The sequence below is a fragment of the Delftia sp. WSY_7 genome (genome assembly GCF_043104845.1).
GTDB lineage: Bacteria > Pseudomonadota > Gammaproteobacteria > Burkholderiales > Burkholderiaceae_C > Comamonas > Comamonas tsuruhatensis.
On sequence record NZ_JBICLB010000055.1, the window covers coordinates 145,214 to 169,245 of the forward strand.

Sequence of the window (24,032 nt, forward strand, 5' to 3'; positions counted from 1 at the left end):
GCGGGTCCGGTCAGCGAGCCGGGTGCGCAGTGCCTTGCGCAGCGGTGGCCAGCGGGTGCGCTATGCCGCCGTCGCCGTAGCTGCCCACCACCTGGGCGATCACCACCTGGTAGCCCTTGAGCCAGCGCGCCTGCTGCTGCTTGGCTTCGAGGTGCGCAGGGTGGCGCATCAGTTGCTGCAGCGCCTCCCAGGTCTGCCAGTAGTAGACGTTGGAGACCAGGCCTGTGGCGGGGTTCTCCCAGGCCTCTTCGCCCAGGTAGCCGGGGATGGCGCGGGCGATCTCGGCGATCCGGCCGTCAAGGGCATGGAACTGCGCGTCGTATGCGCCCGGCGCGAAGGTGAAGGTGGAGGTGTACATCGATGGTTGGCAACCTGTGTGAGGGTGGCTGGCGCTAGATGCGCGGCGCCGCATCCATGGCGCCGGCCAGCGGCTCCTGTCCGCGCTCGCGCAGCGCGCCGATGGCGCCTTCCAGGTCGCGGGCCTGCCGGTTCTGGCTGAGCTTGGCCTTGCCCTCCAGGCGGGTGATGCGGATCTGCAGGCCGACGATGGCCTGCAGCATGCCGTCGATGAATTCACGCGGCGAGTCGGACATCTTCCAGGGCTGGGCCTGCGATGCCTCATGGACCCGGGTGAGCCGGCCGACCAGGCCGCGCACGAATCTCTCGTCGTCATGGATGCTGATTTGCCCGTGCACATGCACGGCCTCGTAGTTCCAGGTGGGCACCAGGCGGTGCGTCTCGTGCTTGCTTGGATACCAGCTGGGCGAGATATAGCCTTCGGCACCACGGAGGATGACCAGCACCTCGGCGCCGTCGCGGCACTGCTGCCAGATGGGATTGGCGCGGGCCACATGGGCGCTCAGCGTGCCCATCTCCCCTGGGGCCGCATCCAGCAGGAACGGCAGGTGGTTGGCGTCCAGCACGCCGTTGGCCTGGGTGACGAGCGTGCCCAGGGGGTAGCTGCGGATCAGGCCGTGCAGGCTGTCGGAATCGGTGAGGGAGAAATGGGCGGGCGTGTACATGGAGCTTGGTGCAACGGTGGACCGGCATCGGGGGAAACAGGACTATCCACCATCCCTGGCACAATGAAAAATCCAGTTTCGTGATTTTTTGGAAGACCAGTTGAAGTCCCATTTCGCCGCGGATACCGGGGCTGCGCCCAGCGCCCGCCGCATCCACGAATGGCTGAAATCCCAGATGGCCGACGGCAGCCTGGCCGTGGGCGCGCGCCTGCCTTCCACCCGCGCGCTGGCGCTGGACCTGGGTGTGTCGCGCACCACCGTCACGGCGGCCTACGAGCAGCTTGCGGCCGAGGGCTATCTGGAGACTGCAAAGGGCGCCCGGGCGCGCGTGGCAGCTGGCGCGGAGCAGCGCAGCCGCGCGCCCCGCATTGCGGCTGCGGCGCAGGATTGCCGATCCCGCCTGTCTTCCTATGGACGGCGCGTGGATGCGCTGGCGCAGGCCCAGCCCGCTCGCGCCGGGGATGAAGGGCCTGCCGTGATCGACTTTCTGTACGGCGCCCTTGCCTTTGATGACTTTCCCACGCTGGCCTGGCGGCGTGCCTACAACCGCGCCATCGTGCAGCGCCAGTCTTCCCTGTCCTACGACGCGCCCGAAGGCGAGCCGGCGCTGCGCATGGCGCTGCAAGGCTATCTGCGAAGGGCGCGGGGGCTTGTCTGTTCGGCCGATCAGATCGTGGTGGTGCAGGGCTCGCAGCAGGCCATCGACCTGTGCGCGCGCGTGCTGGTCGATCCGGGCGAGACCGTGCTGATGGAAGAGCCCTGCTACCTGATGGCGCGCCGCGTGTTCGAGGCCCAGGGCGCATGCCTGCAGGAAATGGCCGTCGATGAACAGGGCCTGGATACCTCGGCGCTGGCCGGGCGCCAGGCGCGTCTGGCCTATGTCACGCCCTCGCACCAGTTTCCGCTGGGCGGCGTGCTGCCCATAGGCCGCAGGCAGCAGCTGCTGGCCTGGGCGCGCGCCACGGGTGCCTGGATTCTGGAAGACGACTACGACGGCGAGTTCCGCTACGGGCTGCGCCCCATCGACGCCCTGCAGTCCATTGACGAGGTGGGTTGCGTCATCCATGTCGGCACCTTCTCCAAGGCCTTGTCCCCGCAGATGCGCATGGGCTACCTGGTGCTGCCGCCGTCCCTGGTGCCCGTGTTCCGGGAAGCCCGGCGGCTGGCCGACCGGCATGCGCCGCGCCTGGACCAGCTGGTGCTGGCCGCGCTGATCGACGACGGCAGCTACGAGCGCCATGTGCGCGCTGCCCGCCGTCGCAACGAAGGCCGGCGGGCGGCATTGCTGCAGGCGCTGGAGCGGCACCTGCCGGGCGCGGTGCAGGTCGAAGGCTCGGCCTCCGGCCTGCATGTGGTGGCCTGGGTGCCTGCCGTGCATCAGCGCGATGAGATTGCCCTGGTGCGGTTGGCGCGAGAGCGCGGCGTGGGCGTTCGCCCCATCTCGCCGCTCTATGCGGCCGGTGATGCCCATCGCCGCCAGTCCTGCGCCGGGCTGGTCCTGGGTTATGCGAGCCTGCAGCCGCAGGCCATCGAGCAAGGGGTGCGCAGGCTGGCGGGCGTGGTCAGTCAGTGGCAGACCCAATCCGCAACGCAAAAAAGCCCGTGACCGGGGTGCCGGTTCACGGGCCTTGGGTGCCGACGCCCCTAAAGGCGCTTTGCCCAGCGCGGTCTTACTGCTGCTTGACCGCTTCGATGGACATCACCAGGCGCACTTGCTTGGGGAAGCCGTAGTCCACGCCGTAGTTCACGCCGAAGGCGGTGCGGTCGATCACGGCCTCGAAGTCGCCGCCGCAGGTCTCGCGCTTTTGCAGCATGGCGTTGGGGTAGCAGGTGAACTTGTTGGCCTTGATGGTCACGGGCTGGGTCTTGTCCAGGATGGTCAGCTGGCCGGTGACTTCCTTGAGCTTGTCGCCGTCGAAGACGAACTTGTCGGAGACGAACTTGGCCTGGGGGAACTTGGCCACGTTGAAGATGTCGGCGCTCTTGAGGTGCTTGTCGAAGGCGGCGGTGCCCGAGCTCAGCGAGTCCATTTTCAGCACGACTTCGACCTTGCCGGCCTTGGCGTCACGGTCGAATTCCACGGTGCCGCTCTTCTTATCGAAGCGCACGCGGTTGGTCGAGGCGCCGTTGTGGTCGATCTCGAACGTGGCGAAGGTGTGCGTCGGGTCGATGGCGTAGGTTGCGGGAGCCGCCTGGGCAGCGGTGGCGAACAGGCCGGCAATGGCCAGGGCAAACACGGAAGTGCGCATGAAAGAACTCCTAGGTTGGGGTTGCACGAAACGGAAAAGAAAACGGCCAATCCTGGGCAAGAGTGCCGCTTACAGCTTGCCCACGCCGGTCAGGGCCAGCTTGAATTGCACCTGGACCTCGTCGGCCACCATGGAGGTATCGCCCCATTCGCCTTCGCCGATCTTGAACTGCAGGCGCTTGAGCGGCAGCGTGCCGGTGGCCGTGGTCGTGGTGCCGGACTGTGCCAGTTGCACGGGAATGCTCACGTTCTGGACCTGGCCCTTGATGCTGAGCTTGCCGTCCACCTGGTACTTGCCGCCGCCCAGCGCCTTGACGGCGGTGGAGTCGAAGACGGCCTGGGGGAATTTGGCGACATTGAACCAATCGGCCTTGGGCAGCTCGGCATCGGTTTCCTTGGCGCCCATGGTGGCGCTGCCGGTGTCCACGGTGAAGCGGATCTTGCTGGTGTCGGGCTTGGCCGTGTCGAACTGGACCTGGGCGTCGAATTTCTTGAAGTGGCCCTGCAGGGGCACGCCCATCTGCTTGGCCGTGAAGTTCACGGCGCTCTGGGCGGGAACGAGCTTTTGCTCGGCCAGGGCCGCCTGGGAGGTCAGGGCCGCAGCGGCCAGGGCAATGGTGGTCAGCGTGGCGGAAAAGCGCATGGCAGGACTCCTTTGGGGGTCGGGAAACATTCGATCGGGGATGGCTGGGGCGCGCGCAGCGCGGTGCGCAGGCCCTGGCTGGGGGAGAAAACTCAGGCGCGGCCCGGCAGCATGCGGGAGATGAGGCCGTCGCGGTCGATGAACTGGTGCTTGAGGGCGGCGCCCACATGCATGGCGATCAGCGCGACCAGGGCCCAGGCCGCCCAGCCGTGCAGGGGCTTGAGGGTTTCGGCCAGCTCGGGGCTTGCGCTCACGAAGTCGGGCAGGGGCAGCACGCCGAGGAAGACGATGGGAAAGCCGGCCGCCGAGCTGTAGGCCCAGCCCAGCAGGGGCACGGCAAAGAACAGCAGGTACATGGCGTGGTGGGTGCCGTTGTGGGCCCAGTGCTGCCATTGGGGCATGGCGCGGGCCACGGCGGCGGGCAGCTCGGGCGGGCGATGGGTGATGCGCCAGACCAGGCGCAGCAGGCTCAGCGTCAACAGCGTGACGCCCAGCCACTTGTGCCAGTTGTAGAGCTTCAGGCGCGAGGGCGAGAACGGCAGGCCTGTCATGTACCAGCCCAGGGCCAGGGCGGCGATCAGGCCCAGGGCCAGCAGCCAGTGGGCAGCCATGGCCACGCCGTTGTAGCGCGTGGCTTTGGAGGAGGATTTTGCTGGCGCGTTGGCGCGGGCTGAGGACTCTGTCATGGATGGCGGCAGGCTTTGGAACCGTTCAGGGCCCCTGCAAAGGGGCCCTGGATGGCAAGAAAGGGTGCGGTGCGCTCTGCGTGGACTTCGTGCACTGCGGACAACGTGCAGTGTAGGAAGCGGCAAATCCAAAAGAGTTCAGCGGTATTGACGGCTCGATTCAAAAAAGATGAAGGCTCGCCGTGCCGCGCGGAGGGCTCAGGGCCGGGTCGGATCGGCGGGCAGCACGACCACGGACTGCGCTGCCTGCTTCCAGGCGGCAGCCGCTGCATCGGCATCGCCGCGGTGCTCGGCCATCAGGGCCAGGCGCTGCCAGGCGCGGGTGCGCAGTGCGCTTTCCTGCAGGTGGGGGGCTGCGCGCAGCAACAGCTGCTGGGCCTTGCCCCAGAGCTGGCGCTGCACGCATGCCATGCCGGCCAGGTATTGCAGGCGGGCTTCGCGCGGATGGGCGTTGCTGGCCGCCTCGATGCGAGCCAGCCAGGCGCCGTCCAGGCCGTCCAGGCAGGGCTCCAGCACCTGGACCAGGCGCGGCAGGTGGGATTCGCTGCGCGGGCCTGCGTGGGACAGCAGGCGCTCCCACACGGGCAGCAGCCAGGCACGGGCCTGGGCGGCCTCGCCGCCCAGGGCCATGAGGCGCGATGCGGCCGGCAGCGCAATCTCGGGCATGGCGCGCTCTTCCGTGTCCAGCGACAGCCAGAAGTGCTGCAGCTGCGTGGTGTCGCGTGCCTCGTTGATGCTCTCCAGTACCAGGCCGCGCACCACGCTGGCGGCGGCCGCGGGCGAGAAGGCGCGGTGCTTGGCCAGCAGGCGCGCCGTGTCCAGCGCCGTCGATGTCTGGCCTGCCAGGCGCGATGCCTTCAGGCGGATGCGCAGCGCGATCGTGCGGCGTGCCGCGCCCTGTGGCAGTTCGGCCAGGCGGCGCAGCGCGTCGGATGCGTCGCGGTCGTCCAGGGCCCAGCGTGCCGCGCGCATCTGTGCTCCTTCGCGCATTTCCTGCTCCTGGGCGTTGCCCTGGGCCGGTGCGTTGGCCAGGACCTCACGCCAATGGTGGTCGCGCTGCTGGCGGTCCTGCAGTGCATGGGAGGCATCGGCGGCCACCATGTGGGCGGCGGCGCGCAGCCGCATGCCGTGCGGCACGGCGGCATGGGTCTCGGCCAGGGACTCTTCCATGGCCAGGGCCGCCAGCGCGGACTTGCGTGCGCGCAGGAAGCGGCCGGCCTGCTGGTGCGACAGGGCTTCCAGCAGGCTGTGGTGCATGGCGCGCTCTTTCTGCTGGCTGCGCCAGCGCCGCGCCTGGTGCGGCATCTGCAGCAGCGCGGCCAGCGCGCGCAGCGCGGCATACAGCAGCACGAAGGCCAGCACGATTATGGCAATGGCCAGGTTCAGTGACAGGTCCAGGCGGTAGGGTGCCCAGAACAGGGTCACCGTGCCCTGGTTGGAGCCCGCGAACAAGGCGGCCGCAACGGCCATGCCGAACAAACCGATCAACCACAGTGCAGCGCGCATTCGTCTGTCTCCCGGCTGCTCAGCGGCCTGCGGCGGCTGTTGCCAGGGCCGCCAGGGTTTCCTGCAGCGCCGGCTGTTCGGTGGTGCGCAGATTGGCCTGGATCTGTTGCAGCTGGGCCTGCACGATCTGGGTGCGCCGCGCGGCAGGATCAAAGTACTTGTTCACGGCCATCCCGGAAGCGGCCAGGTCGGCCCGCGCCGCATCCCACTGGCGCGACAGCAGGGCCAGGCGCGAGTTCAGCAGCTTGAGCTTGAGGTTCTCGCGCAGGAAATAGGCCTGTTCCGGCGCCAGCAGGATGGCGTCCGGGTGGTCTATGCGGCTGACGCGCAGCAGGTCCTGGGCTTCTTCGCGCACGGCCGTCCAGCCGCGCTCGCCCCAGGATTGCCACCAGCGCCATTCGGTGGGGCTGCCCTCGATGGGGGCGGGCTCGGGCTGGCGGGCCGCCTGGCCGGCCACGCCGCGATGGCGGCTGGCGCGTGGCTGGGCCACGGCGTTGAGCAGGGGCATTTCGTCGACCAGGCGCACCAGGTCCTCGATGCGCGTGAGCAGGCCGGCGGTGTCGGTCACGCTCATGCGGGCCAGCCGTTCCAGATCGCGGTCCAGCGCGCGCATGACCGGGGCCAGCCGGGGCTGGGCGGCGCGTTCAATGCGCTGGCGGGCGTTCTTGAGCGTGGCCACCAGCGGCTGCAGGCTGCCGGACAGCTCGGCCTGCTGCTGTGCCAGGCGGATGGACGATTCGATGTCCACCACCAGGTTTTCGTCGCGCGAGCGCGACATGCTTTGCAGGAGTTCGTCGAGCTGCGTGCGCTGCAGAGACAGCTCGGCAATGCGCGCCTCCATGACCGAGGTGCGCGCCGCGCTATCGCGGGCCAGGTCCTGGGCATCGCGCGCCAGGGTGCGGGCCTCGACCGACTGGGAGCCGGACTGCGCGGACTGGCGCGCCAGCTGTTCCTGGATATTGCCCAGGCGCTGCCACAGCATGCCGCAGGCAATGAGCGCCGCGACGGCCACGGCGCCCACGCCGTAGACCAGGGCCGAGGAGCCGCCGCGCAGGTCTGCAGCGGGGCTGCTTTGGGCGGAGCCGGCTGCGAAGGCTGCTGCGGAGGATGCGGGCGTTAGGTCCTGCGGGGTGGGGCGGTCTTGCGCTGCGTCGGAACTCATGGCGACGATTCTATCGACGCAACCACGTCCTCCAGAGCGGGCCGGCATTGCTTGACATCTCCGAATCCCATGTGTCCTGCCTGGGCAGCGATTCGCTCGTGCGTAGCGAGCGCTCGCGCTTTTTGCCACGATTGGCCCGGCAGGAGCTGTTGCAGGTTGGCAACGGATTCGGCGCTGCTGAGCAGCCACAGCGTGCCATCTTCGGCAGCCTGGCGTGCCAGTGCCGTCTGGGCTGCATCCCAGGCAGGCAGCTCGCGCTGGTAGACGGCCAGCATTTCGACCTGGGCACCTGCCTCGCGCAGTCGGGCGGCCAGCCAATCGCGGCCGGCGCCTGCCGTGGCCGGCACGGTCCTGGGCGCTCCTGCCTGGCTGTCGCCACGCACGATGAGCACGCGGTCGCCCGCATGGATCTGGTCATGCACGCGCTGCCATAGCGTTTCGGATTCGAACTGGGCGGCGTCCGGTGGCGGGCCGTCGATCTGTGCTGGCGCAATGCCCAGGGCCAGCAGCGCCTGGGCGGTGCCGGGGCCGGGCGTCCAGGCGCGGGTGGAGGCCGGAAGCCGTGCGGGGTCGGTGCCGAAGAAATGCTGGACGGCGTTGCCGCTGACGAACATCACGGCGCGGTAGCCCGGGCCTCCGCGCAGCGCGTTGCGGGCGGCCTGCAAGGCCTGTTGCGTGGCCGCATCGCGGCAGGGGCCTATGGCCATCAGCGCCAGCGGCTGGGCCGGAAGGCCCCGGGCCTGCAGCGCATCCACCCACGCGGCCGCGTCATGGGCCGGGCGGGTGACGAGTATGCGCGGTGGCATGTGGGCGTGCCGTCTAGAGCTTGGGGGCCGGCTGGGCGCCCGCCGCCTGCAGCAGCGCAGCCACGTGCTGGCCCAGCGCGTCTGCGCTGGCGAAGTCGGTGACGGTGGCATCGGCGCGCACCTGCACCAGCGGCAGCCGGCCTTCCGGGTCTCCCCAGGCTGCGTCCAGGCGCAGTTGCTGGCCGTCGAAGGTGCCGTGCGCCGCCAGCGGCATGGAGCAGCTGCCGCCCATGCAGCGGCTGACGGCGCGCTCGGCGGTCACGGTCAGCCAGGTGGTCTGGTGGGCCAGCGGGGCCAGGGCGTCGATCAGGTCCTGGCGGTCGGCGCGCACCTCGATGCCCAGCGCGCCCTGGCCTGCGGCAGGCAGCATGCCGGTGGGCTCGAACCTGGCGCGGATGCGGTCGGCCAGGCCCAGGCGCATCAGGCCTGCGGCGGCCAGCACGATGGCGTCGTAGTGGCCTTCGTCCAGCTTGCGCAGGCGGGTGTTCACGTTGCCGCGCAGCGGCTCTATCCTCAGGTCGGGGCGCAGGGCCTGCAGCAGTGCCTGGCGGCGCAGGCTCGATGTGCCGACGACGGCGCCCTGCGGCAGCTCGGCCAGCGCGGCGTAGCGATTGGAGACAAAAGCGTCGCGCGGGTCTTCGCGTTCCATCACGCAGGCCAGCACAAAGCCTTCGGGCAGCTCCATGGGCACGTCCTTGAGCGAGTGCACGGCGATGTGGGCGCGGCCTTCTTCCAGCGCCACTTCCAGCTCCTTGACGAACAGGCCCTTGCCGCCCACCTTGGACAGCGTGCGGTCCAGGATCTGGTCGCCCTTGGTGGTCATGCCCAGCAGTTCCACTTCATGCCCCCGGGCGCGCAGCAGTGCCTGGACATGCTCGGCCTGCCACAGTGCCAGCTGGCTCTCGCGCGTGGCGATCACGATGGAGTGGGGGATCAGTGGTTTGGTATTCATCAGGAGCCTCGGGGGGAGCGCGGGATGCTAGCATGCTGCGCCGCAGTAAACCCGGCACCAGGACCGAAGCCCAAGCAAACCGATACGCTGACCGATTCCAGGAGATTCGTTGATGGCCACCGCCCCCCGCAAGAGCAATGCGCGAGATGACAGGCGTGATGACAAGCCTGTCCGCAAGACGGACAAGGACCTGCCGCTGATCGAGGACATACGCCTGCTGGGGCGCATTCTGGGCGATGTGATCCGCGAGCAGGAAGGCGTGGCGGCCTTCGAGCTGATCGAGCAGGTGCGCCAGCTGTCGGTGACCTTCCGCCGCGATGCCGACGAGACCGCCGACCGCGCGCTCAAGCGCCTGCTCAAGGGCCTGACCACGGACCAGACGGTGAGCGTGATCCGCGCCTTCACCTATTTCAGCCATCTGGCCAACCTGGCCGAGGACCGCCACCACATCCGCCGCCGCGCCGTGCACGAGCGCGCGGGCAACACGCAGGAAGGCAGCATCGAAGTGGCGCTGGCGCGGCTGCGCTGGGCCGGCATCTCGGCCGGCACCGTGGCGCAGACGCTGGCCAGGAGCTATGTGGCGCCCGTGCTCACGGCCCACCCCACGGAAGTGCAGCGCCAGAGCATCCTGGTGGCCGAGCGCGACATCTCCCAACTGCTGGCCGCGCGCGAGGACATCGTGGCCCGCGCCCAGCTGTACAACAGCGCCAAGGACGCGCTCACCCCGCGCGAACTCGAACGCAACGAGGCCCAGCTGCGCGCCCGCGTCAGCCAGCTGTGGCAGACACGCCTGCTGCGCTACTCCAAGCTCACCGTGGCCGACGAGATCGAAAACGCGCTGTCCTACTACGAAGCCACCTTCTTGCGCGAGATCCCCAAGCTGTATGCGCAACTGGAGCAGGAGCTGGGCAACACCCTGCCCGTGCACAGCTTCCTGCGCATGGGCCACTGGATCGGCGGCGACCGCGACGGCAACCCCAATGTCACGGCCCAGAGCCTGGAGCTGGCGCTGTCGCGCCAGGCCGACGTGGCGCTGCGCCACTATCTGCGCGAGGTGCACTACCTGGGCGGCGAGCTGTCGCTGTCCCAGCGCCTGGCCGATGTCACGCCCGAGATGCAGGCGCTGGCAGAGCGCTCGCCCGACACCAACGAGCACCGCTCCGACGAACCCTACCGCCGCGCGCTCACCGGCATCTACGCGCGCCTGGCCGCCACGCTCAAGGTGCTGACCGGCGGCGAGGCCGCGCGCCATGCCGTGGCGCCGCAGAACGCCTATGCCTCGCCCGAGGAGTTCCTGGCCGACCTGCGCGTCATCGACGACTCGCTCAGCCGCAACCATGGCGAGGTGCTGGCGCCCCAGCGCCTGCGTCCGCTGATGCGCGCCGTGCAGGTTTTCGGCTTCCACCTGGCCACGGTGGACCTGCGCCAAAGTTCGGACAAGCATGAGGAGGTGGTGGCCGAGCTGCTGGCCACCGCGCGCCTGGAGCCCGACTATTCGGGCCTGCAGGAAGACGCCAAGTGCGCCCTGCTGGTGCGCCTGCTGGAAGAGGCGCGGCCGCTGCGCGTGGTGGGCGCCGACTATTCCGAGCATGCGCGCGGTGAACTGGCCATCTTCGAGGCCGCGCGCCGCCTGCGCGCGACCCTGGGCGCCGAGGCGATACGCCACTGCATCATCAGCCACACCGAGTCGGTCAGCGACCTGCTGGAAGTGCTGCTGCTGCAAAAGGAGGCGGGGCTGCTGCGCGGCACGCTGGACGACGGCGCCGTCTGCGACGTGATCGTCGTGCCGCTGTTCGAGACCATCGGCGACCTGCGCAGCGCCGCGCCCATCATGCGGCGCTACTTCCAGCTGCCCGGCGTGGCGGCCATGGTGCAGCGCAGCGGCGGCGAGCAGGACATCATGCTGGGCTACAGCGACAGCAACAAGGATGGCGGCATCTTCACCAGCAACTGGGAGCTGTACCGCGCCGAGATCTCGCTGGTCGAGCTGTTCGATGATCTGGCCGACAGCCATGGCATCAGCCTGCGCATGTTCCATGGCCGCGGCGGCACGGTGGGCCGTGGCGGCGGCCCCAGCTACCAGGCCATCCTGGCGCAGCCCCCGGGCACCGTGCGCGGCCAGATCCGGCTGACCGAGCAGGGCGAGGTCATCGCCTCCAAGTACGCCAACCCCGAGATCGGCCGGCGCAACCTGGAGACCCTGGTGGCCGCCACGCTGGAGGCCACGCTGCTGCAGCCGACCAAGCCGGCCACGCGCGCCTTCCTGGATGCGGCGGCGTTTCTGTCCGAGGCCAGCATGGGTGCCTACCGCGCCCTGGTGTACGAGACTCCCGGCTTCACCAGCTACTTCTTCAGCAGCACGCCCATCCGCGAGATTGCCGAGCTGAACATCGGATCGCGCCCGGCTTCGCGCAAGCCCTCGCAGAAGATCGAGGACCTGCGCGCGATTCCCTGGGGCTTCAGCTGGGGCCAGTGCCGGCTCACGCTGCCGGGCTGGTACGGCTTCGGCGCAGCGGTGCAGGCCTTCATCGGGCAGCCGGGCAAGGATGGCAAGGCCCAGCTGGCCCTGCTGCAGAAGATGTACCGCCAGTGGCCGTTCTTCCGCACCCTGCTGTCCAACATGGACATGGTGCTGGCCAAGAGCGACCTGAACCTGGCCTCGCGCTATGCCGACCTGGTGCCGGACGCACGCCTGCGCCGCCGCATCTTCAGCGCCATCGAGGCCGAGTGGCACAGCACCGTCGATGCGCTGGCGCGCATCACGGGCGACAAGCAGCGCCTGGCCCACAACGAGGCGCTGGCGCGCTCCATCCGCCACCGCTTTCCCTACATCGATCCGCTGCACCATCTGCAGGTGGAGCTGGTGCGCCGCTGGCGCGGCGGCCAGACCGATGAGCGCATCAAGACCGGCATCCACCTGTCGATCAATGGCATTGCGGCCGGCGTGCGCAATACCGGCTGATCGAGGGCGCGAGCGGGCCGGGAGGCCCCTCGCGCCGCCATGCGCAGGGCGCCGGCCGGCCGCCGTGTAGGATGTGCTTCGGACAGGGGCGCATGACTCCTGCCGGGAAGTGAAGGGTGGGAGCTTATGGGCAACAAGACGCCATGGCCGGGGTTCCCGGACATGCAACTGTTCCTGACGCAGCGCCTGGCCAGGCTGGCCGGTGCCAACTCCATGCGGGCCATACGCGAAGGCCTGCTCTGGCTGGTCCCATGCCTGCTGGTCTCGGCCCTGTTTCTCATACTGTCGGCGCTGGCGCAGATGTCCGGCCAGCCCGAGCCCGTGGTGCAGCTTCTTGCGGGCCTGCATGCGCAGATCGGCAGCATCCTGCCGCTGCTGGTGGCCGCCTCCATCGGCTACATGCTCTCCATACGCCACAGGCTGCCGCGCCTGCCGGTGACCTTTCTGTGCTTTGCCCATGTGCAGATGGCCATCTTCCTGCTGCGCGAGCATCCGCGCGCGGCCGCCACGCTGGTGCTGTTCATCGCCATAGCCTCGCCCCTGATCACCGTGCCGCTGATGGCCAGGCTCAGCGCCATGCGCTGGACGCGCATTGCGCGCACGGGCTTTGTGGGCGAGAACGTACGCGAGGTGATGAACCTGGTCGTGCCCGGCTCCATCGTCGCGCTGCTGCTGGTGGTGCTGCTGCTGGGCCTGCAGCAGGTGCTGCCCGATATCACCCAGGCCGAACTGCCGCTGGCCATCGCCACTCCCGAGAGCCCCTATCGCAGCGGGCTGACGCTGACGCTGCTCAATTCCGTGCTCTGGTTCTTTGGCGTGCAGGGCTACTACGCCATGCAACCCTTCTTCCAGGTGCTGGACCAGGCCGTGCTGGCCAACGCCGCCGCCGTGGCCAAGGGGCTGGTGGCGCCCTGGGCGCTCAACGGCGGCCTGATGGGGTCCTTCGTCTTCATCGGCGGCTCGGGGGCCACGCTGTCACTGGCGCTGGCCGTGCTGCTGTTTTGCAAGGGGCGCGGCCTGCGCATGCTGGCGCTGGCCGCGCTGCCCATCTCCCTGCTCAACGTCAACGAGATCCTGCTGTTCGGCCTGCCGGTCATCCTGAACCTGCGCCTGCTCGTGCCTTTTCTGGCGGTGCCCGCCATCAACCTGGTCGTGGCCGTCACGGTGGTGCAGGCCGGCTGGGTGGCTCCGGCCTCGATGGTGCTGCCCCTGACCGCGCCCGTGGTCTTCAATGCCTACGTGAGCACGGGCGGCGACATGGGCGCCGTGGTGCTGCAACTGGCGCTGACGGTGTTGGGGGCGCTGGTCTATGCGCCTTATGTGCGCTCCATCGACCGGCTGGGCCAGGACGATGGCGCCATCGTGCTGCGCGCGCTGGACACCACGTTCTCCCGGCTGCCCGAGGAGGCGGGCCTGGTCACGCGCGATCCGCTGGTGCTGGCGCACGAGACCCAGGCCCGGCGCGAGACCATGCTGTCCCATATCCGCCGCATCAGCGAGTACGAATTCCACCTGGAATTCCAGCCCCAGGTCTCGCACCGCAGCGGCTTGTGCCTGGGCTGCGAGGCTCTGTTGCGCGCCCACGATTCGCAGGGCAGGCTGCAGCAGCCCGGCGGCTTTCTGCGCTGGCTGGGTGATGCCGGCCTGATGCGCGAGGTCGATCTGTGGGTGGCGGGCGCTGCCGTGCGCCAATGCCGGCTGTGGCGCCAGCACGGTTTTTCCCTGCCGATCAGCATCAATGTCACGGGCGCCACGCTGACATCGCCCGAGTACTGCTCGCGCCTGCTGATGCTGCTGGCGCAGGCCAGGGGCCAGGTGGGCGTGGAGATCACGGAGGAAGCGCTGGTGGGCGATGTGGAGGCGATCCGCAAGGCCATAGGCCAGATCCACGCGCTGGGCGCCAAGGTGGCCATAGACGACTTCGGCACCGGCTTCTCGTCCATGAGCTACCTGCACCAGTTCGACGTGGATGCCATCAAGATCGACCGCAGCTTCGTCGTGGCCAGCGGTCATGCCAAGGGCGCGCTGGTGCTGGACGGCCTGCTGCGCTTTTGCGAGGCGCTGCAGTTGAACGTGGTGGCCGAAGGCGTGGAGACCCAGGCGCAGCTGCAGGCCCTGGGCTTCGAGGGCGAGCTGCTGGTGCAGGGCTGGTACTTCAGCCGGGCCCTGCCGGGAGAGCAGTTGCCGCAGTTCGCCAGCGACTGCGCCGCCAGGGCAGGCGGCGAGACGGTCTGAATCCGTGCTGGTGCATCGCTGCGGCGATGCAGGGGCTCAATGCAGCATCAGCGAGCCGGCGCTCTTGCTCTTGCCGGCGCGTGCGGGCGGATTGCACAGGCCGCACTGGTAGTGGCGCTCGTTCTCGTAGGGCTCGGTCACGAACTGGCCCTTGCACACGGAGCACTGGGTGCGGGTCAGCATCTGCGCATCGACAAACTTCACCAGGCGCCATGCGCGTGTGAAGGACAGCAGCGCCTCCAGCTCGGCGGCCTGGATCTGCTCGGTATAGAGACGGTAGGCCTTGGTCAGTTGTTCAACGGCATCCAGCTCGGCGCCCTTGGACAGGTATTCGTAGATATTCAGGAACAGCGAACTGTGGATGTTCTCCTGCCAGGTCAGGAACCAGTCGGTCGAGAACGGCAGCTGGCCCTTGGATGGCGACTTGCCGGCGATCTCCTTGTACAGGCGGATCAGGCGCTCGTAGGACAGCGTGGTCTCGGATTCGAGCACCTGCATGCGTGCACCCATCTCGATGAGCATGGCGGCACGCTCGATCTGCTTGGACTCGTTCAGGACACTTTTGACGGCGGTGGACATGGCGGGCTCCAGAGTTCTTCGGGCGGATCAGAGGACTTCGGAAACGCGGCTGGCCATCAGGATGTTGGCGTGCAGCGTATTGGTCGCACCGTTGCCGATCTTGTTGCTGCTGTGGTTGGTCAGCAAGCTCCAGACCATTTCGTCGTCCACACGGAAGCTGGCGAGCAGGGTATTGCGCGAGGCCAGCTTCAGCACCTGGGCTGCCGACAGCGCGGCCAGCAGGTCGCAGGATTCTTCGTTCAGTCCCAGGCGGAACACCGCTTCCGCCTTGTCCTGGCGGATCAGGGTCTGGGCCAGCATCAGGTAAGTGAGGTTGGCTTCGCGGATTTCGGCAAGCAGCTGTTCATTGTTCATAGGACCATCCTTTGCATCTCGGCAGCCGCAACACCGGGGTAGAAACAAGATGTTCAACCTGTTGCGATCTGTTGGGATGGATTGTGGAGGAGGGTCCCTGGCCGTTGAAGTCGGGGCAGGTCTGCGCCGGATGTCTGGTTGTGAGACGGCGTTTGTAAGATTTACCTTACACCTGTAGCAAGGTTTGGATGACTCGATTTCGCTCGGGTCCCGCCGTCTGGGGGCCTGGGAGCAGGCCGCTGCAGTGGTGTTGTTGCATGTCGGCCTTTTGACACAGTGCTGTCATTGTGCAGTCTCCCAGGGGCGGGCATAAGCCGAATTAGCCGCGCTCCACCGGCCTCTTCGGGTCACTGCACCACTCGCTCCAGCTGCCCGCGAAAAGCCGTGCCGGCGGCAGTCCTGCAATGCGCATGGCCAGCAGGTTGGGCAGGGCGCTCACGCCGCTGCCGCACTGGTGGACCACGCTGGCCGGATCGCGGCCGGCCAGCAGCCGGTCGAACTCGGCGCGCAGCAGGGCGGCGGGCTTGAAGCGGCCGTCGGCCGCAATGTTTTCGGTGAAGGGCCTGTTCAGTGCGCCCGGGATATGGCCGGCCACGGGGTCCAGCGGCTCGACTTCGCCGCGATAGCGTGCCGGCGCGCGCGCATCGACCACGGTCTGGCCTGCGCTGCCCAGTGCATCTAGCACCTGCTGTGCCGTCGCCAGCTGCTGCAGCGGCTCGTGCAGCTCGAAGTTGGACTGAAAGCGCGCGCTTTCCTCGCCCGATGCCACAGGCTGGCCTGCGGCCTGCCAGGCCTGGAGACCTCCGTCGAGCACGGCCACATCGCCATGGCCGGCCCACTGCAGCATCCACCACAGGCGCCCGCAGTAGTTGGCGCCGTTGCGGTCATAGACCACGGCCTGCATGTCGTTGGAAAAACCGATCTCCGACAGCCACATGGCAAACAGCTCGCGGCTGGGCAGCGGGTGGCGGCCGCCCGAGGCTGCCTGCTCGCTGGCCGCCACGCTGCCATGTGCGCCGGGCACGCCGTGTTTTGCGCTGAGGTCATGGTCCAGGTCGGCGAAGACGGCGCCGGGAATATGCGCCTGCAGGTACTGCGCCTTGCCGGCTGCGGGTTGGGCCAGGTCGAAGCTGCAGTCAAAGACCATCAGCGGACGGCCGCCGGACTGCAGCGCGGCCAGTTCCTGGACGGAGATCAGGGTCTGGTAGGAGGAGGTGTTGGATGTCATGGATGCGGAACTCCGAAAGCCAGCGCAGGCGGCGGTGCGCCTGCGGCAAAAGGTCCGATCCATTATGCGACGGCCCCAGGCGGGCCGTCGCCGTCAGCCGCGTGAACGCAGGGCCGTGGCCAGTGCGCCGCTGGCCACGATCAGCACGATTCCGGCCCAGCCGATCAGCGGCACGCTTTCGCCGAACAGCGCCAGGCTCAGCAGGGCGGCAAAGACGATGCCCGAGTACTGCAGATTGGCCACCACCAGGGTATTGCGGCTGTTGCCGGCCGAAGCGTAGGCCGCCGTCATGCAGACCTGGGCCACGGCAGCCAGCACGCCCACGGGCAGCAGCCACAGCGCGCGCCAGCCCGGCCAGGCGGACACGCCCGTGAAGCACATGGCCAGGGCGCCGGCCACGGCCGAGCCCAGTGCGAAGTAGAAGACCACGCGCGCCTCGGGCTCGCCCATGCGCGACAGCGTGGCCACCTGCATATAGGCCATGGCGGCGAACACCCCGCCGATCAGGCCGCCCGCGCTGGCCACGAATTCCTGCGGCGCCGCGCTGGGGCGCAGCACCAGGATCACGCCAACGAAGCCCAGGGCCACGGTGGCGACCAGGCTCCAGGGAAACGGCGGCAGTGCGCGCAGCGCATGCGATTCGGGCTGGCGGCGCAGCTGGTGGCGCAGCAGTAGGCCCTGGCCGATCAGAAACACCGCCATCCAGATGCTGCTCATGGAGTTGAAGGTGGCGGCCGTGGCCAGCGGCAGGTGGCCGATGGAGTAGAACCAGGCGCCCATGGAAGTCACGCCCACGAAGCTGCGCCAGGCATGCTCGCGCGGGTAGCGCGTGGCCAGCGAAATGCCCTGGTGGCGCGCCAGCCACCACAGCGCTACCATGCTGACCAGCCCGCGGTAGAAGACGATCTCCGCCGCGTTGAAATCCTGGGAGGCGAACTTCACGCACACACTCATGACCGCAAAGACGAATGCGGCCGCCACCATCCACAGGGCTTGCATATTAATGACCGGATAGAGCCGCACAAGGACCGCGGCGCTGGACGAGAAAGGGTTGGGTTTTGTTTTTGGCGCATGCCGCCTGGCTGTCTACGGCCCGGGGCCGCGGCAGGGGCACGCGCAAGGCACTGTATTGCATAAGCCAAGACATTGGGTCTGCCTCGGGATGCATTGCAGTCGCCAGCCCTGCCTATTGGGCACATCAGGGCGCTTGCATTCAGAAGAGCTGTGCGGCGGGCCTGCCGCTCGATGAAGGCGGCCCGATGCAGGGGGCCCAATGCAGGAGGCCCAATGCAGGAGGCCCAATGCAGGAGGCCCAATGCAGGAGGCCCAATGCAGACGGCCCGCACGAATGCGGGCCGTCGGAAGAGCCGGAGCCGATCAGCGTGCGGGGACTGCGTCGCCCATCACGCCGCGATACCACTCATGGAAGTGCTGCATGCCGTCTTCCATGGGGCTCTGGTAGGGGCCGACCTCGTTGTCGCCGCGCTCGTACAGCGCCCTGCGGCCGGCGTCCATGCGCTCGCCGATCTCGTCGTCCTCGATGCAGGTCTCCATGTAGGCGGCCTTTTGCGCCTGCACGAATTCGGGCTCGAAGGCGGCGATCTCTTCGGGGTAGTAGAACTCGACCACGTTCAGTGTCCGGTCCACGGCCAGCGGGTGCAGGGTCGAGACCGTGAGCACGTGCGGATACCACTCCACCATGATGTGCGGGTAGTAGGTCAGCCAGATCGCTCCGCGTTCGGGCAGCTCGCCGTTGCGGTAGGCCAGCAGCACGTCGTGCCACTTCCTGTAGGTGTCCGAGCCGGGCCGGGCAAAGCCGGGCGCCACGCCCACGGTCTGCACCGAGTACTCCCTGGAAAACTCCCACTGCAGGTCATCGCAGGTCACGAAGTTGCCCAGGCCCGGATGGAACGGGCCCACGTGGTAGTCCTCGAGGTAGACCTCGATGAAGGTCTTCCAGTTGTAGTTGCACTCGTGCATCTCGACATGGTCGAGCACGAAGCCCTCGAAGCTCAGCTGCTCGCGCAGCTTCATGCCGGCGAGGTCGGCCTCGATGTCGCGGCCGTTGTCCTCGAACAGCAGGCCGTTCCACTCGCGCAGCCGGTAGTTGTTCAGGTTCAGGCAGGGATCGTGGCTGAAGTGCGGTGCGCCCAGCAGCTCGCCGCTGGTGCTGTAGGTCCAGCGGTGCAGCGGGCAGACGATGTTGCCCCCCGCATGGCCCTTGCCTTCGGTCATCAGGTTGCCCCTGCCCTTGAGCATCACGGCCTGGCGGTGGCGGCAGACGTTGGAGATCAGCTCCACCTGCCCCCTGGCGTTGCGCACCAGCGCACGGCCTTCCTTTTCCTGGGGCAGGGCGTAGTAGTCGCCTATCTCGGGAACGGCCAGTTGATGGCCCACGTAGCGCGGGCCGCGTTGAAAGATGGTCTCCAACTCACGCTGGAACAGCGCAGGGTCGAAGTAGCTGGAAACTGGTAGTTGGCTTGCGGCCTGCTGCAGTTGAAGACTTAAATCAGACATGGATGACCTGACCTAAAGACTCCCCACAGGGAGGGTGCGCGTGCGCACGGGATTGGAAAAAGCAAAACCGGCCGTTCCTGGACATGGAGACAGGCTTCACGACTTGAAAACAAGCGGCGCCCGAGGCGTCCTGTCTTGTCGGTGAGCCCGACCGCATGCCTAGGCAAGGGGCCGGTTTGGCGGGGAATGGGATTATAGCCCGTGGGGTTATTTCCGGATGCCCGGTACGTGTATTGCAAGCGGCCGATGGCGCCTGTCAAGGGCTGTCCGGTTATTGGCGGCGCGGTCGCGGAGGGACGCCTAGAATCGTCGGTTCCCCACAACGCACTGCCAACGCCACATGCCCAAGGCTGCCCCCAAGGCTCCCGCCGAGCCCACCAGTTACGAATCCGCGCTGCAGGAGCTGGAGCAGCTCATCGCGCAGATCGAGTCGGGCCAGCTGCCTCTGGAGCAGATGCTGGCCGGCTACCAGCGCGCGGCGCAGCTGCTCGGCTACTGCCGTGGCCAGCTCGACGCGGTGCAGGAGCAGGTCAAGGTGCTTGACGAGGGGACCCTGGCCCCTTGGAGCCAGGATTGAAGATTGCCATGAGTGCCCTGATGACTTCCGCTTCCGATGTTTCCCAGGCGCCGGGCCTTGGCGCGCTGGATTTTCCCTGCTGGATGAACGACCGCCTGGCGCGCACCGAAAGCGCGCTGTCCCAATGGGTGGGCGTGGATGCGCCGGCCGGCCTGGGCGAAGCCATGCGATACGCCGTGCTCGATGGCGGCAAGCGCCTGCGCCCGCTGCTGGTCTGGGCTGCGGCCGAGGCCGTGGCCGGCCTGCCGTCGGCCGCCGTGCGTGCCGGCTGCGCCGTGGAACTGATCCATGCCTATTCGCTGGTGCACGACGACATGCCCTGCATGGACAACGACGTGCTGCGCCGTGGCAAGCCCACGGTCCATGTGCAGTTCGGCGAGGCCTCGGCCCTGCTGGCCGGCGATGCGCTGCAGGCACTGGCCTTCGAGCTGCTCGTGCCCGCGCCCGACGAGGCTGACGGCATGCCCGATGCGCTGCAGGCACGGCTGTGCCGGCTGCTGGGCCGTGCCGCAGGCGCGCAGGGCATGGCCGGTGGCCAGGCCATTGACCTGGCCAGCGTGGGCCTGCAGCTGAGCGAGGCCCAACTGCGCGAGATGCACCGCCTCAAGACCGGCGCCCTGCTGCATGCCAGCGTGCTCATGGGCGCAGCCTGCAAGGAGGGCGTGGATGCCCAGGCCTGGCAGGCGCTGTCCGACTACGGGCAGGCGCTGGGCGTGGCCTTCCAGGTGGTGGATGACATCCTCGACGTGGTGGCCGACTCGGCCACCCTGGGCAAGACGGCCGGCAAGGACGCGGCCAACGACAAGCCGACCTATGTCTCGCTGCTGGGCCTGGACCAGGCCCGCGCCCATGCCGACGAGCTGTGCGCCCTGGCGCACGCGGCGCTGGCGCGCAGCGGCCTGCCGGACACGCGGGCCCTGGCGGCACTGGCCGACATGGTCGTGAGCCGCACTCACTGACAATGAAGCACCCCCTGAGTCGCTTCGCGCCTTCCCCCTCTCTACCCGCTTCGCGGGGGAGGGGGACGACACCCTCGCTGCGGGGCGGCCCTTGCTCGGTGTCCCTTGGTGGGGGCGCGCTACTTGCAAGGGTGGCGTTCGATGCCACAGGCAACTGATACGAAAATATGGGCGATGGTCTTGCGGCCATCAAGATATCTAGCATGACCACGAACACCTACTCCCTGCTGCAGACCATCGACGATCCCGCGGATCTGAGGCGTCTGTCGCGTGCCGAACTCAAGACCCTGGCCCAGCAGCTGCGTGCCTATGTGCTCGACAGCGTCTCCAAGACCGGCGGGCATCTGAGTTCCAACCTGGGCACGGTGGAGCTGACGGTGGCGCTGCATGCGGTGTTCGACACGCCCTACGACCGCGTGGTCTGGGACGTGGGCCACCAGACCTATCCGCACAAGATCCTCACGGGCCGGCGCGAGCGCATGGCATCGCTGCGCCAGTTCGGCGGCCTGTCGGGCTTTCCGCAGCGCGCCGAGAGCGAGTACGACACCTTCGGCACGGCCCACTCCTCCACCAGCATCTCGGCCGCCCTGGGCATGGCCCTGGCCGCAAAGCAAAAGGGCGAGGACCGCCGCGCCATCGCCGTCATCGGCGACGGCGCCATGACGGCCGGCATGGCCTTCGAGGCGCTGAACAACGCCGGCGTGACCGATGCCAACCTGCTGGTCATCCTCAACGACAACGACATGAGCATCAGCCCGCCCGTGGGCGCGCTCAACCGCTACCTGGCCCAGCTCATGAGCGGGCAGTTCTATGCCAAGGCGCGCGACATGGGCAAGAGCGTGCTCAAGCAGGTGCCTCCGCTGCTGGAGCTGGCCAAGCGGCTGGAGCAGCAGGCCAAGGGCATGGTCGTGCCGGCCACGCTGTTCGAGAACTTCGGCTTCAACTACATCGGCCCCATCGACGGGCATGACCTCGATTCGCTGATCCCCACGCTGGAGAACATCAAGAGCCTCAAGGGCCCGCAGTTCCTGCATGTGGTCACGAAGAAGGGCCAGGGCTACAAGCTGGCCGAGGCCGATCCCGTGGCCTACCACGGCCCCGGCAAGTTCGATCCCAGCGTGGGCCTGGTCAAGCCGGCCACGCCCCCGAAGCAGACCTTCACCCAGGTCTTCGGCCAGTGGCTGTGCGACATGGCGGACAAGGACCAGCGCCTGGTGGGCATCACCCCCGCCATGCGCGAGGGCTCGGGCATGGTGGAGTTCCACAAGCGCTTTCCGGGCCGCTACTACGACGTGGGCATCGCCGAGCAGCATGCGGTCACCTTTGCCGCAGGCATGGCCTGCGAAGGCCTCAAGCCCGTGGTTGCCATCTACTCCACCTTCCTGCAGCGCGGCTACGACCAGTTGATCCATGACGTGGCGCTGCAAAAGCTGCCCGTGGTCTTTGCGCTGGACCGCGCGGGCCTGGTCGGCGCCGATGGCGCCACGCACGCAGGTGCGTATGACATCGCCTTCGTGCGCTGCATTCCGCACATGAGCATGGCCTGCCCGGCCGACGAGCGCGAATGCCGCCAGCTGCTCACCACCGCCTACGAGCAGGACCATCCCGTGGCCGTGCGCTACCCGCGTGGCGCGGGCGTGGGTGTGGCGCCGCTGGAGAGCCTGGAGGGCCTACCCTTCGGCAAGGGAGAGGTGCGCCGCGAATCGGCGGCGAAGAAGGTCGCCATCCTGGCCTTCGGCACCCTGCTGTATCCCGCGCTGACCGCAGCCGAGGCGCTGGACGCCACCGTGGTCAACATGCGCTGGGCCAAGCCGCTGGACGAGGAACTGCTGCGCCAGGTGGCCTCCACGCACGAGCTCATCGTCACCGTGGAAGAGGGCTGCATCATGGGTGGCGCAGGCAGCGCTGTGGCCGAGTCGCTGCAGGCTGCCGGCATTACGCGACAGCTGCTGCAGCTGGGCCTGCCCGACGAGTTCATCGAGCACGGCGATCCCGCCAGGCTGCTGGCCCTGCAGGGGCTGGACGCGGCCGGCATCGAGGCGTCGGTGCGCGCCCACCTGGCGCCCGAGCGCGCCGTGGCCTGAAGATGGGACGGGCCTGTGCCCCGCGATGGGGCGCATCGCGCATGCCGAGCAGGACTACGCGGGGGAAAACCCCGTCCGTGCTTGCTTTGCGGCGTTTTTAGAATCGATACCACCTGATACAGTGTGAATGCACGTGCGAACGTGCGTTTTTTTTGCCGCCGGGCCCCCAAGGCAGAAGCGGCCCCTCGGAGGGGCAGCGGACCTTGCGCAGCAAGGGGTGGTGGTGGCTTTTTCTGACTGACAACACATCGCGGAGAGACATTCATGGACCGTCGTTCGATCATCAAACATGCGGGAATCGCCGGCGTGCTGGCTGTGGGAGCCGCACCCGCAGTCCACGCCCAGGAGGCGGTCCGCTGGCGTCTGGCCGCGAGCTTTCCCAAGTCGCTGGACACCATCTTCGGCTCGGCCGAAATGTTCTCCAAGACGCTCAAGGCGATGTCGGGCGGCAAGTTCGAAGTCTCGGTGCATGCGGCCGGTGAGCTGATGCCCGCCTTCGGCGTGGTCGACGGCATCCAGAACGGCACCATCGAGATGGCGCTGACGGCGCCCTACTACTTCACCGGCAAGGACTACATCTTCGCCTTCGGCTGCGCCGTGCCCTTCGGCCTGACGGCGCGCCAGATGGATGCATGGATGGAGCACGGCGGCGGCCGCAAGCTCATGGACGAGTTCTATGCCCAGTACAACATCAAGAGCCAGAGCGCAGGCAACACGGGCACCCAGATGGGCGGCTGGTTCCGCAAGGAGATCAAGTCGGTGGCCGATCTCAAGGGCCTGAAGATGCGCCTGGGCGGCGGCCTGTTCGGCGACGCCATGCTCAAGCTCGGCGTGGTCGCGCAGAACATGCCCGTGGGCGAGGTCTACCAGGCGCTTGAAAAGGGCACGCTGGATGCCGTGGAATTCGTGGGTCCGTACGACGACCAGAAGCTGGGCTTCAACAAGGTCGCTCCCTACTACTACTACCCCGGCTGGTGGGAAGGCGGCGCCGAGCTGGAGTTCTTCATCAACACCAAGGCGTATGCGGCCCTGTCGCCCGAGTACAAGGCCATGGTCGATGCGGCCTGCAACGTGGCAGCGCGCGACATGACGGCCAAGTACGACGCCAACAACCCCGTGGCGCTCAAGAAGCTGGTGGCCGACAAGACCCAGCTCAAGGCCTTCCCCAAGGACTTCATGGATGCCGGCTACAAGGCCGTCATGGAGATCATGGCCGAGCATGACGCCAAGTCGCCCATGTTCAAGAAGATCAACCAGAGCCTGCGCACCTTCCAGCGCGACCAGCTGCTGTGGGAGCGCTTCTCGGAGTTCCGCTACAACAGCTACATGACCACGGCCAAGCTGTAAGCAGGTCTGCAGCCAGCAGCACGCACAAGGACGGTCCATGCCTTCCACGCCTGCAGGCCAAGCCCGCGTCCCCTCTGCGAAATGCAGCGGGGACGGCGGGCTTTTTTGTTCCGATGATGTATGTGGGCCGAGCTGCCAAGAGCAGTCCGGCCTTTTTTGAATGCT

Annotated in this window: 21 protein-coding genes; 7 read left to right on the top strand and 14 right to left on the bottom strand. The window is 67.9% G+C overall.

The window, feature by feature from the left end:
- Positions 1 to 10 precede the first annotated feature (10 nt).
- On the bottom strand, positions 11 to 358 hold the full coding sequence (locus tag ACF8ME_RS27440) for an antibiotic biosynthesis monooxygenase family protein (RefSeq protein ID WP_392419065.1): 348 nt from the start codon (positions 356 to 358) through the stop codon (positions 11 to 13).
- 34 nt (positions 359 to 392) lie between these two features.
- On the bottom strand, positions 393 to 1,022 hold the full coding sequence (locus ACF8ME_RS27445) for an FMN-binding negative transcriptional regulator (RefSeq protein WP_392419066.1): 630 nt from the start codon (positions 1,020 to 1,022) through the stop codon (positions 393 to 395).
- A 100-nt stretch (positions 1,023 to 1,122) separates the two neighbouring features.
- Here ACF8ME_RS27445 and ACF8ME_RS27450 point away from each other — a divergent pair, with 100 nt between their 5' ends.
- Positions 1,123 to 2,628 (top strand): PLP-dependent aminotransferase family protein, encoded by a 1,506-nt coding sequence (locus tag ACF8ME_RS27450; protein ID WP_392419068.1) that lies wholly within the window; start codon positions 1,123 to 1,125, stop codon positions 2,626 to 2,628.
- A 64-nt stretch (positions 2,629 to 2,692) separates the two neighbouring features.
- On the opposite strand, the gene ACF8ME_RS27455 is transcribed toward ACF8ME_RS27450, so the two are convergent.
- From ACF8ME_RS27455 to hemC, 7 genes are all read right to left on the bottom strand, one after another.
- Complete coding sequence (locus tag ACF8ME_RS27455; protein WP_392419070.1) at positions 2,693 to 3,271, bottom strand: YceI family protein; 579 nt, start codon at positions 3,269 to 3,271, stop codon at positions 2,693 to 2,695.
- 69 nt (positions 3,272 to 3,340) lie between these two features.
- Positions 3,341 to 3,913: a YceI family protein gene (locus tag ACF8ME_RS27460; protein ID WP_016448944.1), complete on the bottom strand. Its 573-nt coding sequence runs from the start codon at positions 3,911 to 3,913 to the stop codon at positions 3,341 to 3,343.
- A 92-nt stretch (positions 3,914 to 4,005) separates the two neighbouring features.
- A complete protein-coding gene (locus ACF8ME_RS27465; protein WP_016452500.1) occupies positions 4,006 to 4,599 on the bottom strand; it encodes a cytochrome b in 594 nt (197 codons plus the stop codon).
- A 198-nt stretch (positions 4,600 to 4,797) separates the two neighbouring features.
- Positions 4,798 to 6,105 (bottom strand): heme biosynthesis HemY N-terminal domain-containing protein, encoded by a 1,308-nt coding sequence (locus tag ACF8ME_RS27470; protein ID WP_046986500.1) that lies wholly within the window; start codon positions 6,103 to 6,105, stop codon positions 4,798 to 4,800.
- A 19-nt stretch (positions 6,106 to 6,124) separates the two neighbouring features.
- The gene (locus ACF8ME_RS27475; RefSeq protein WP_034399587.1) at positions 6,125 to 7,267 is read right to left on the bottom strand and encodes a uroporphyrinogen-III C-methyltransferase; all 1,143 of its coding nucleotides are present in this window, start codon (positions 7,265 to 7,267) and stop codon (positions 6,125 to 6,127) included.
- Entirely contained in the window at positions 7,264 to 8,073 is an 810-nt protein-coding gene (locus ACF8ME_RS27480) for a uroporphyrinogen-III synthase (protein ID WP_392419071.1), read from the bottom strand. Before ACF8ME_RS27480 ends, ACF8ME_RS27475 begins: the two co-directional genes overlap by 4 nt.
- Positions 8,074 to 8,086: 13 nt before the next feature.
- Positions 8,087 to 9,025 carry a hydroxymethylbilane synthase gene (gene hemC, locus ACF8ME_RS27485; protein WP_046986503.1) on the bottom strand — a complete coding sequence of 313 codons (939 nt, stop codon included), beginning with the start codon at positions 9,023 to 9,025 and terminating at the stop codon, positions 8,087 to 8,089.
- 112 nt (positions 9,026 to 9,137) lie between these two features.
- Between hemC and ppc the strand changes: the two genes are divergently transcribed.
- A complete protein-coding gene (gene ppc / locus ACF8ME_RS27490) occupies positions 9,138 to 11,987 on the top strand; it encodes a phosphoenolpyruvate carboxylase (RefSeq protein ID WP_017406380.1) in 2,850 nt (949 codons plus the stop codon).
- Positions 11,988 to 12,113: 126 nt separating this feature from the next.
- Positions 12,114 to 14,222, top strand: coding sequence for an EAL domain-containing protein (locus ACF8ME_RS27495; protein ID WP_016448937.1), 2,109 nt, complete (start codon positions 12,114 to 12,116; stop codon positions 14,220 to 14,222).
- Between the two features lie 36 nt (positions 14,223 to 14,258).
- Here the strand turns inward: ACF8ME_RS27495 and flhC are convergent, their stop codons facing one another.
- The 5 genes from flhC to ACF8ME_RS27520 form a co-directional block, all read right to left on the bottom strand.
- The gene (flhC, locus tag ACF8ME_RS27500; protein WP_016448936.1) at positions 14,259 to 14,801 is read right to left on the bottom strand and encodes a flagellar transcriptional regulator FlhC; all 543 of its coding nucleotides are present in this window, start codon (positions 14,799 to 14,801) and stop codon (positions 14,259 to 14,261) included.
- Positions 14,802 to 14,828: 27 nt separating this feature from the next.
- A complete protein-coding gene (gene flhD, locus ACF8ME_RS27505) occupies positions 14,829 to 15,155 on the bottom strand; it encodes a flagellar transcriptional regulator FlhD (RefSeq protein WP_012204159.1) in 327 nt (108 codons plus the stop codon).
- A 319-nt stretch (positions 15,156 to 15,474) separates the two neighbouring features.
- Positions 15,475 to 16,383, bottom strand: coding sequence for a sulfurtransferase (locus ACF8ME_RS27510; protein ID WP_046241730.1), 909 nt, complete (start codon positions 16,381 to 16,383; stop codon positions 15,475 to 15,477).
- 93 nt (positions 16,384 to 16,476) lie between these two features.
- A complete protein-coding gene (locus tag ACF8ME_RS27515) occupies positions 16,477 to 17,382 on the bottom strand; it encodes a DMT family transporter (RefSeq protein ID WP_016452492.1) in 906 nt (301 codons plus the stop codon).
- Positions 17,383 to 17,760: 378 nt separating this feature from the next.
- Positions 17,761 to 18,900, bottom strand: coding sequence for an aromatic ring-hydroxylating dioxygenase subunit alpha (locus tag ACF8ME_RS27520; protein ID WP_016448933.1), 1,140 nt, complete (start codon positions 18,898 to 18,900; stop codon positions 17,761 to 17,763).
- Between the two features lie 340 nt (positions 18,901 to 19,240).
- Here ACF8ME_RS27520 and xseB point away from each other — a divergent pair, with 340 nt between their 5' ends.
- The 4 genes from xseB to ACF8ME_RS27540 all read left to right on the top strand — a co-directional run bounded on the left by xseB (position 19,241) and on the right by ACF8ME_RS27540 (position 23,867).
- Positions 19,241 to 19,477: an exodeoxyribonuclease VII small subunit gene (xseB, locus tag ACF8ME_RS27525; RefSeq protein WP_016448932.1), complete on the top strand. Its 237-nt coding sequence runs from the start codon at positions 19,241 to 19,243 to the stop codon at positions 19,475 to 19,477.
- 8 nt (positions 19,478 to 19,485) lie between these two features.
- The gene (locus tag ACF8ME_RS27530; RefSeq protein ID WP_016452491.1) at positions 19,486 to 20,436 is read left to right on the top strand and encodes a polyprenyl synthetase family protein; all 951 of its coding nucleotides are present in this window, start codon (positions 19,486 to 19,488) and stop codon (positions 20,434 to 20,436) included.
- A gap of 203 nt (positions 20,437 to 20,639) precedes the next feature.
- On the top strand, positions 20,640 to 22,520 hold the full coding sequence (dxs, locus tag ACF8ME_RS27535; RefSeq protein WP_160853172.1) for a 1-deoxy-D-xylulose-5-phosphate synthase: 1,881 nt from the start codon (positions 20,640 to 20,642) through the stop codon (positions 22,518 to 22,520).
- Positions 22,521 to 22,784: 264 nt separating this feature from the next.
- Positions 22,785 to 23,867 (top strand): TRAP transporter substrate-binding protein, encoded by a 1,083-nt coding sequence (locus ACF8ME_RS27540; RefSeq protein ID WP_016452489.1) that lies wholly within the window; start codon positions 22,785 to 22,787, stop codon positions 23,865 to 23,867.
- Positions 23,868 to 24,032: the final 165 nt, after the last annotated feature.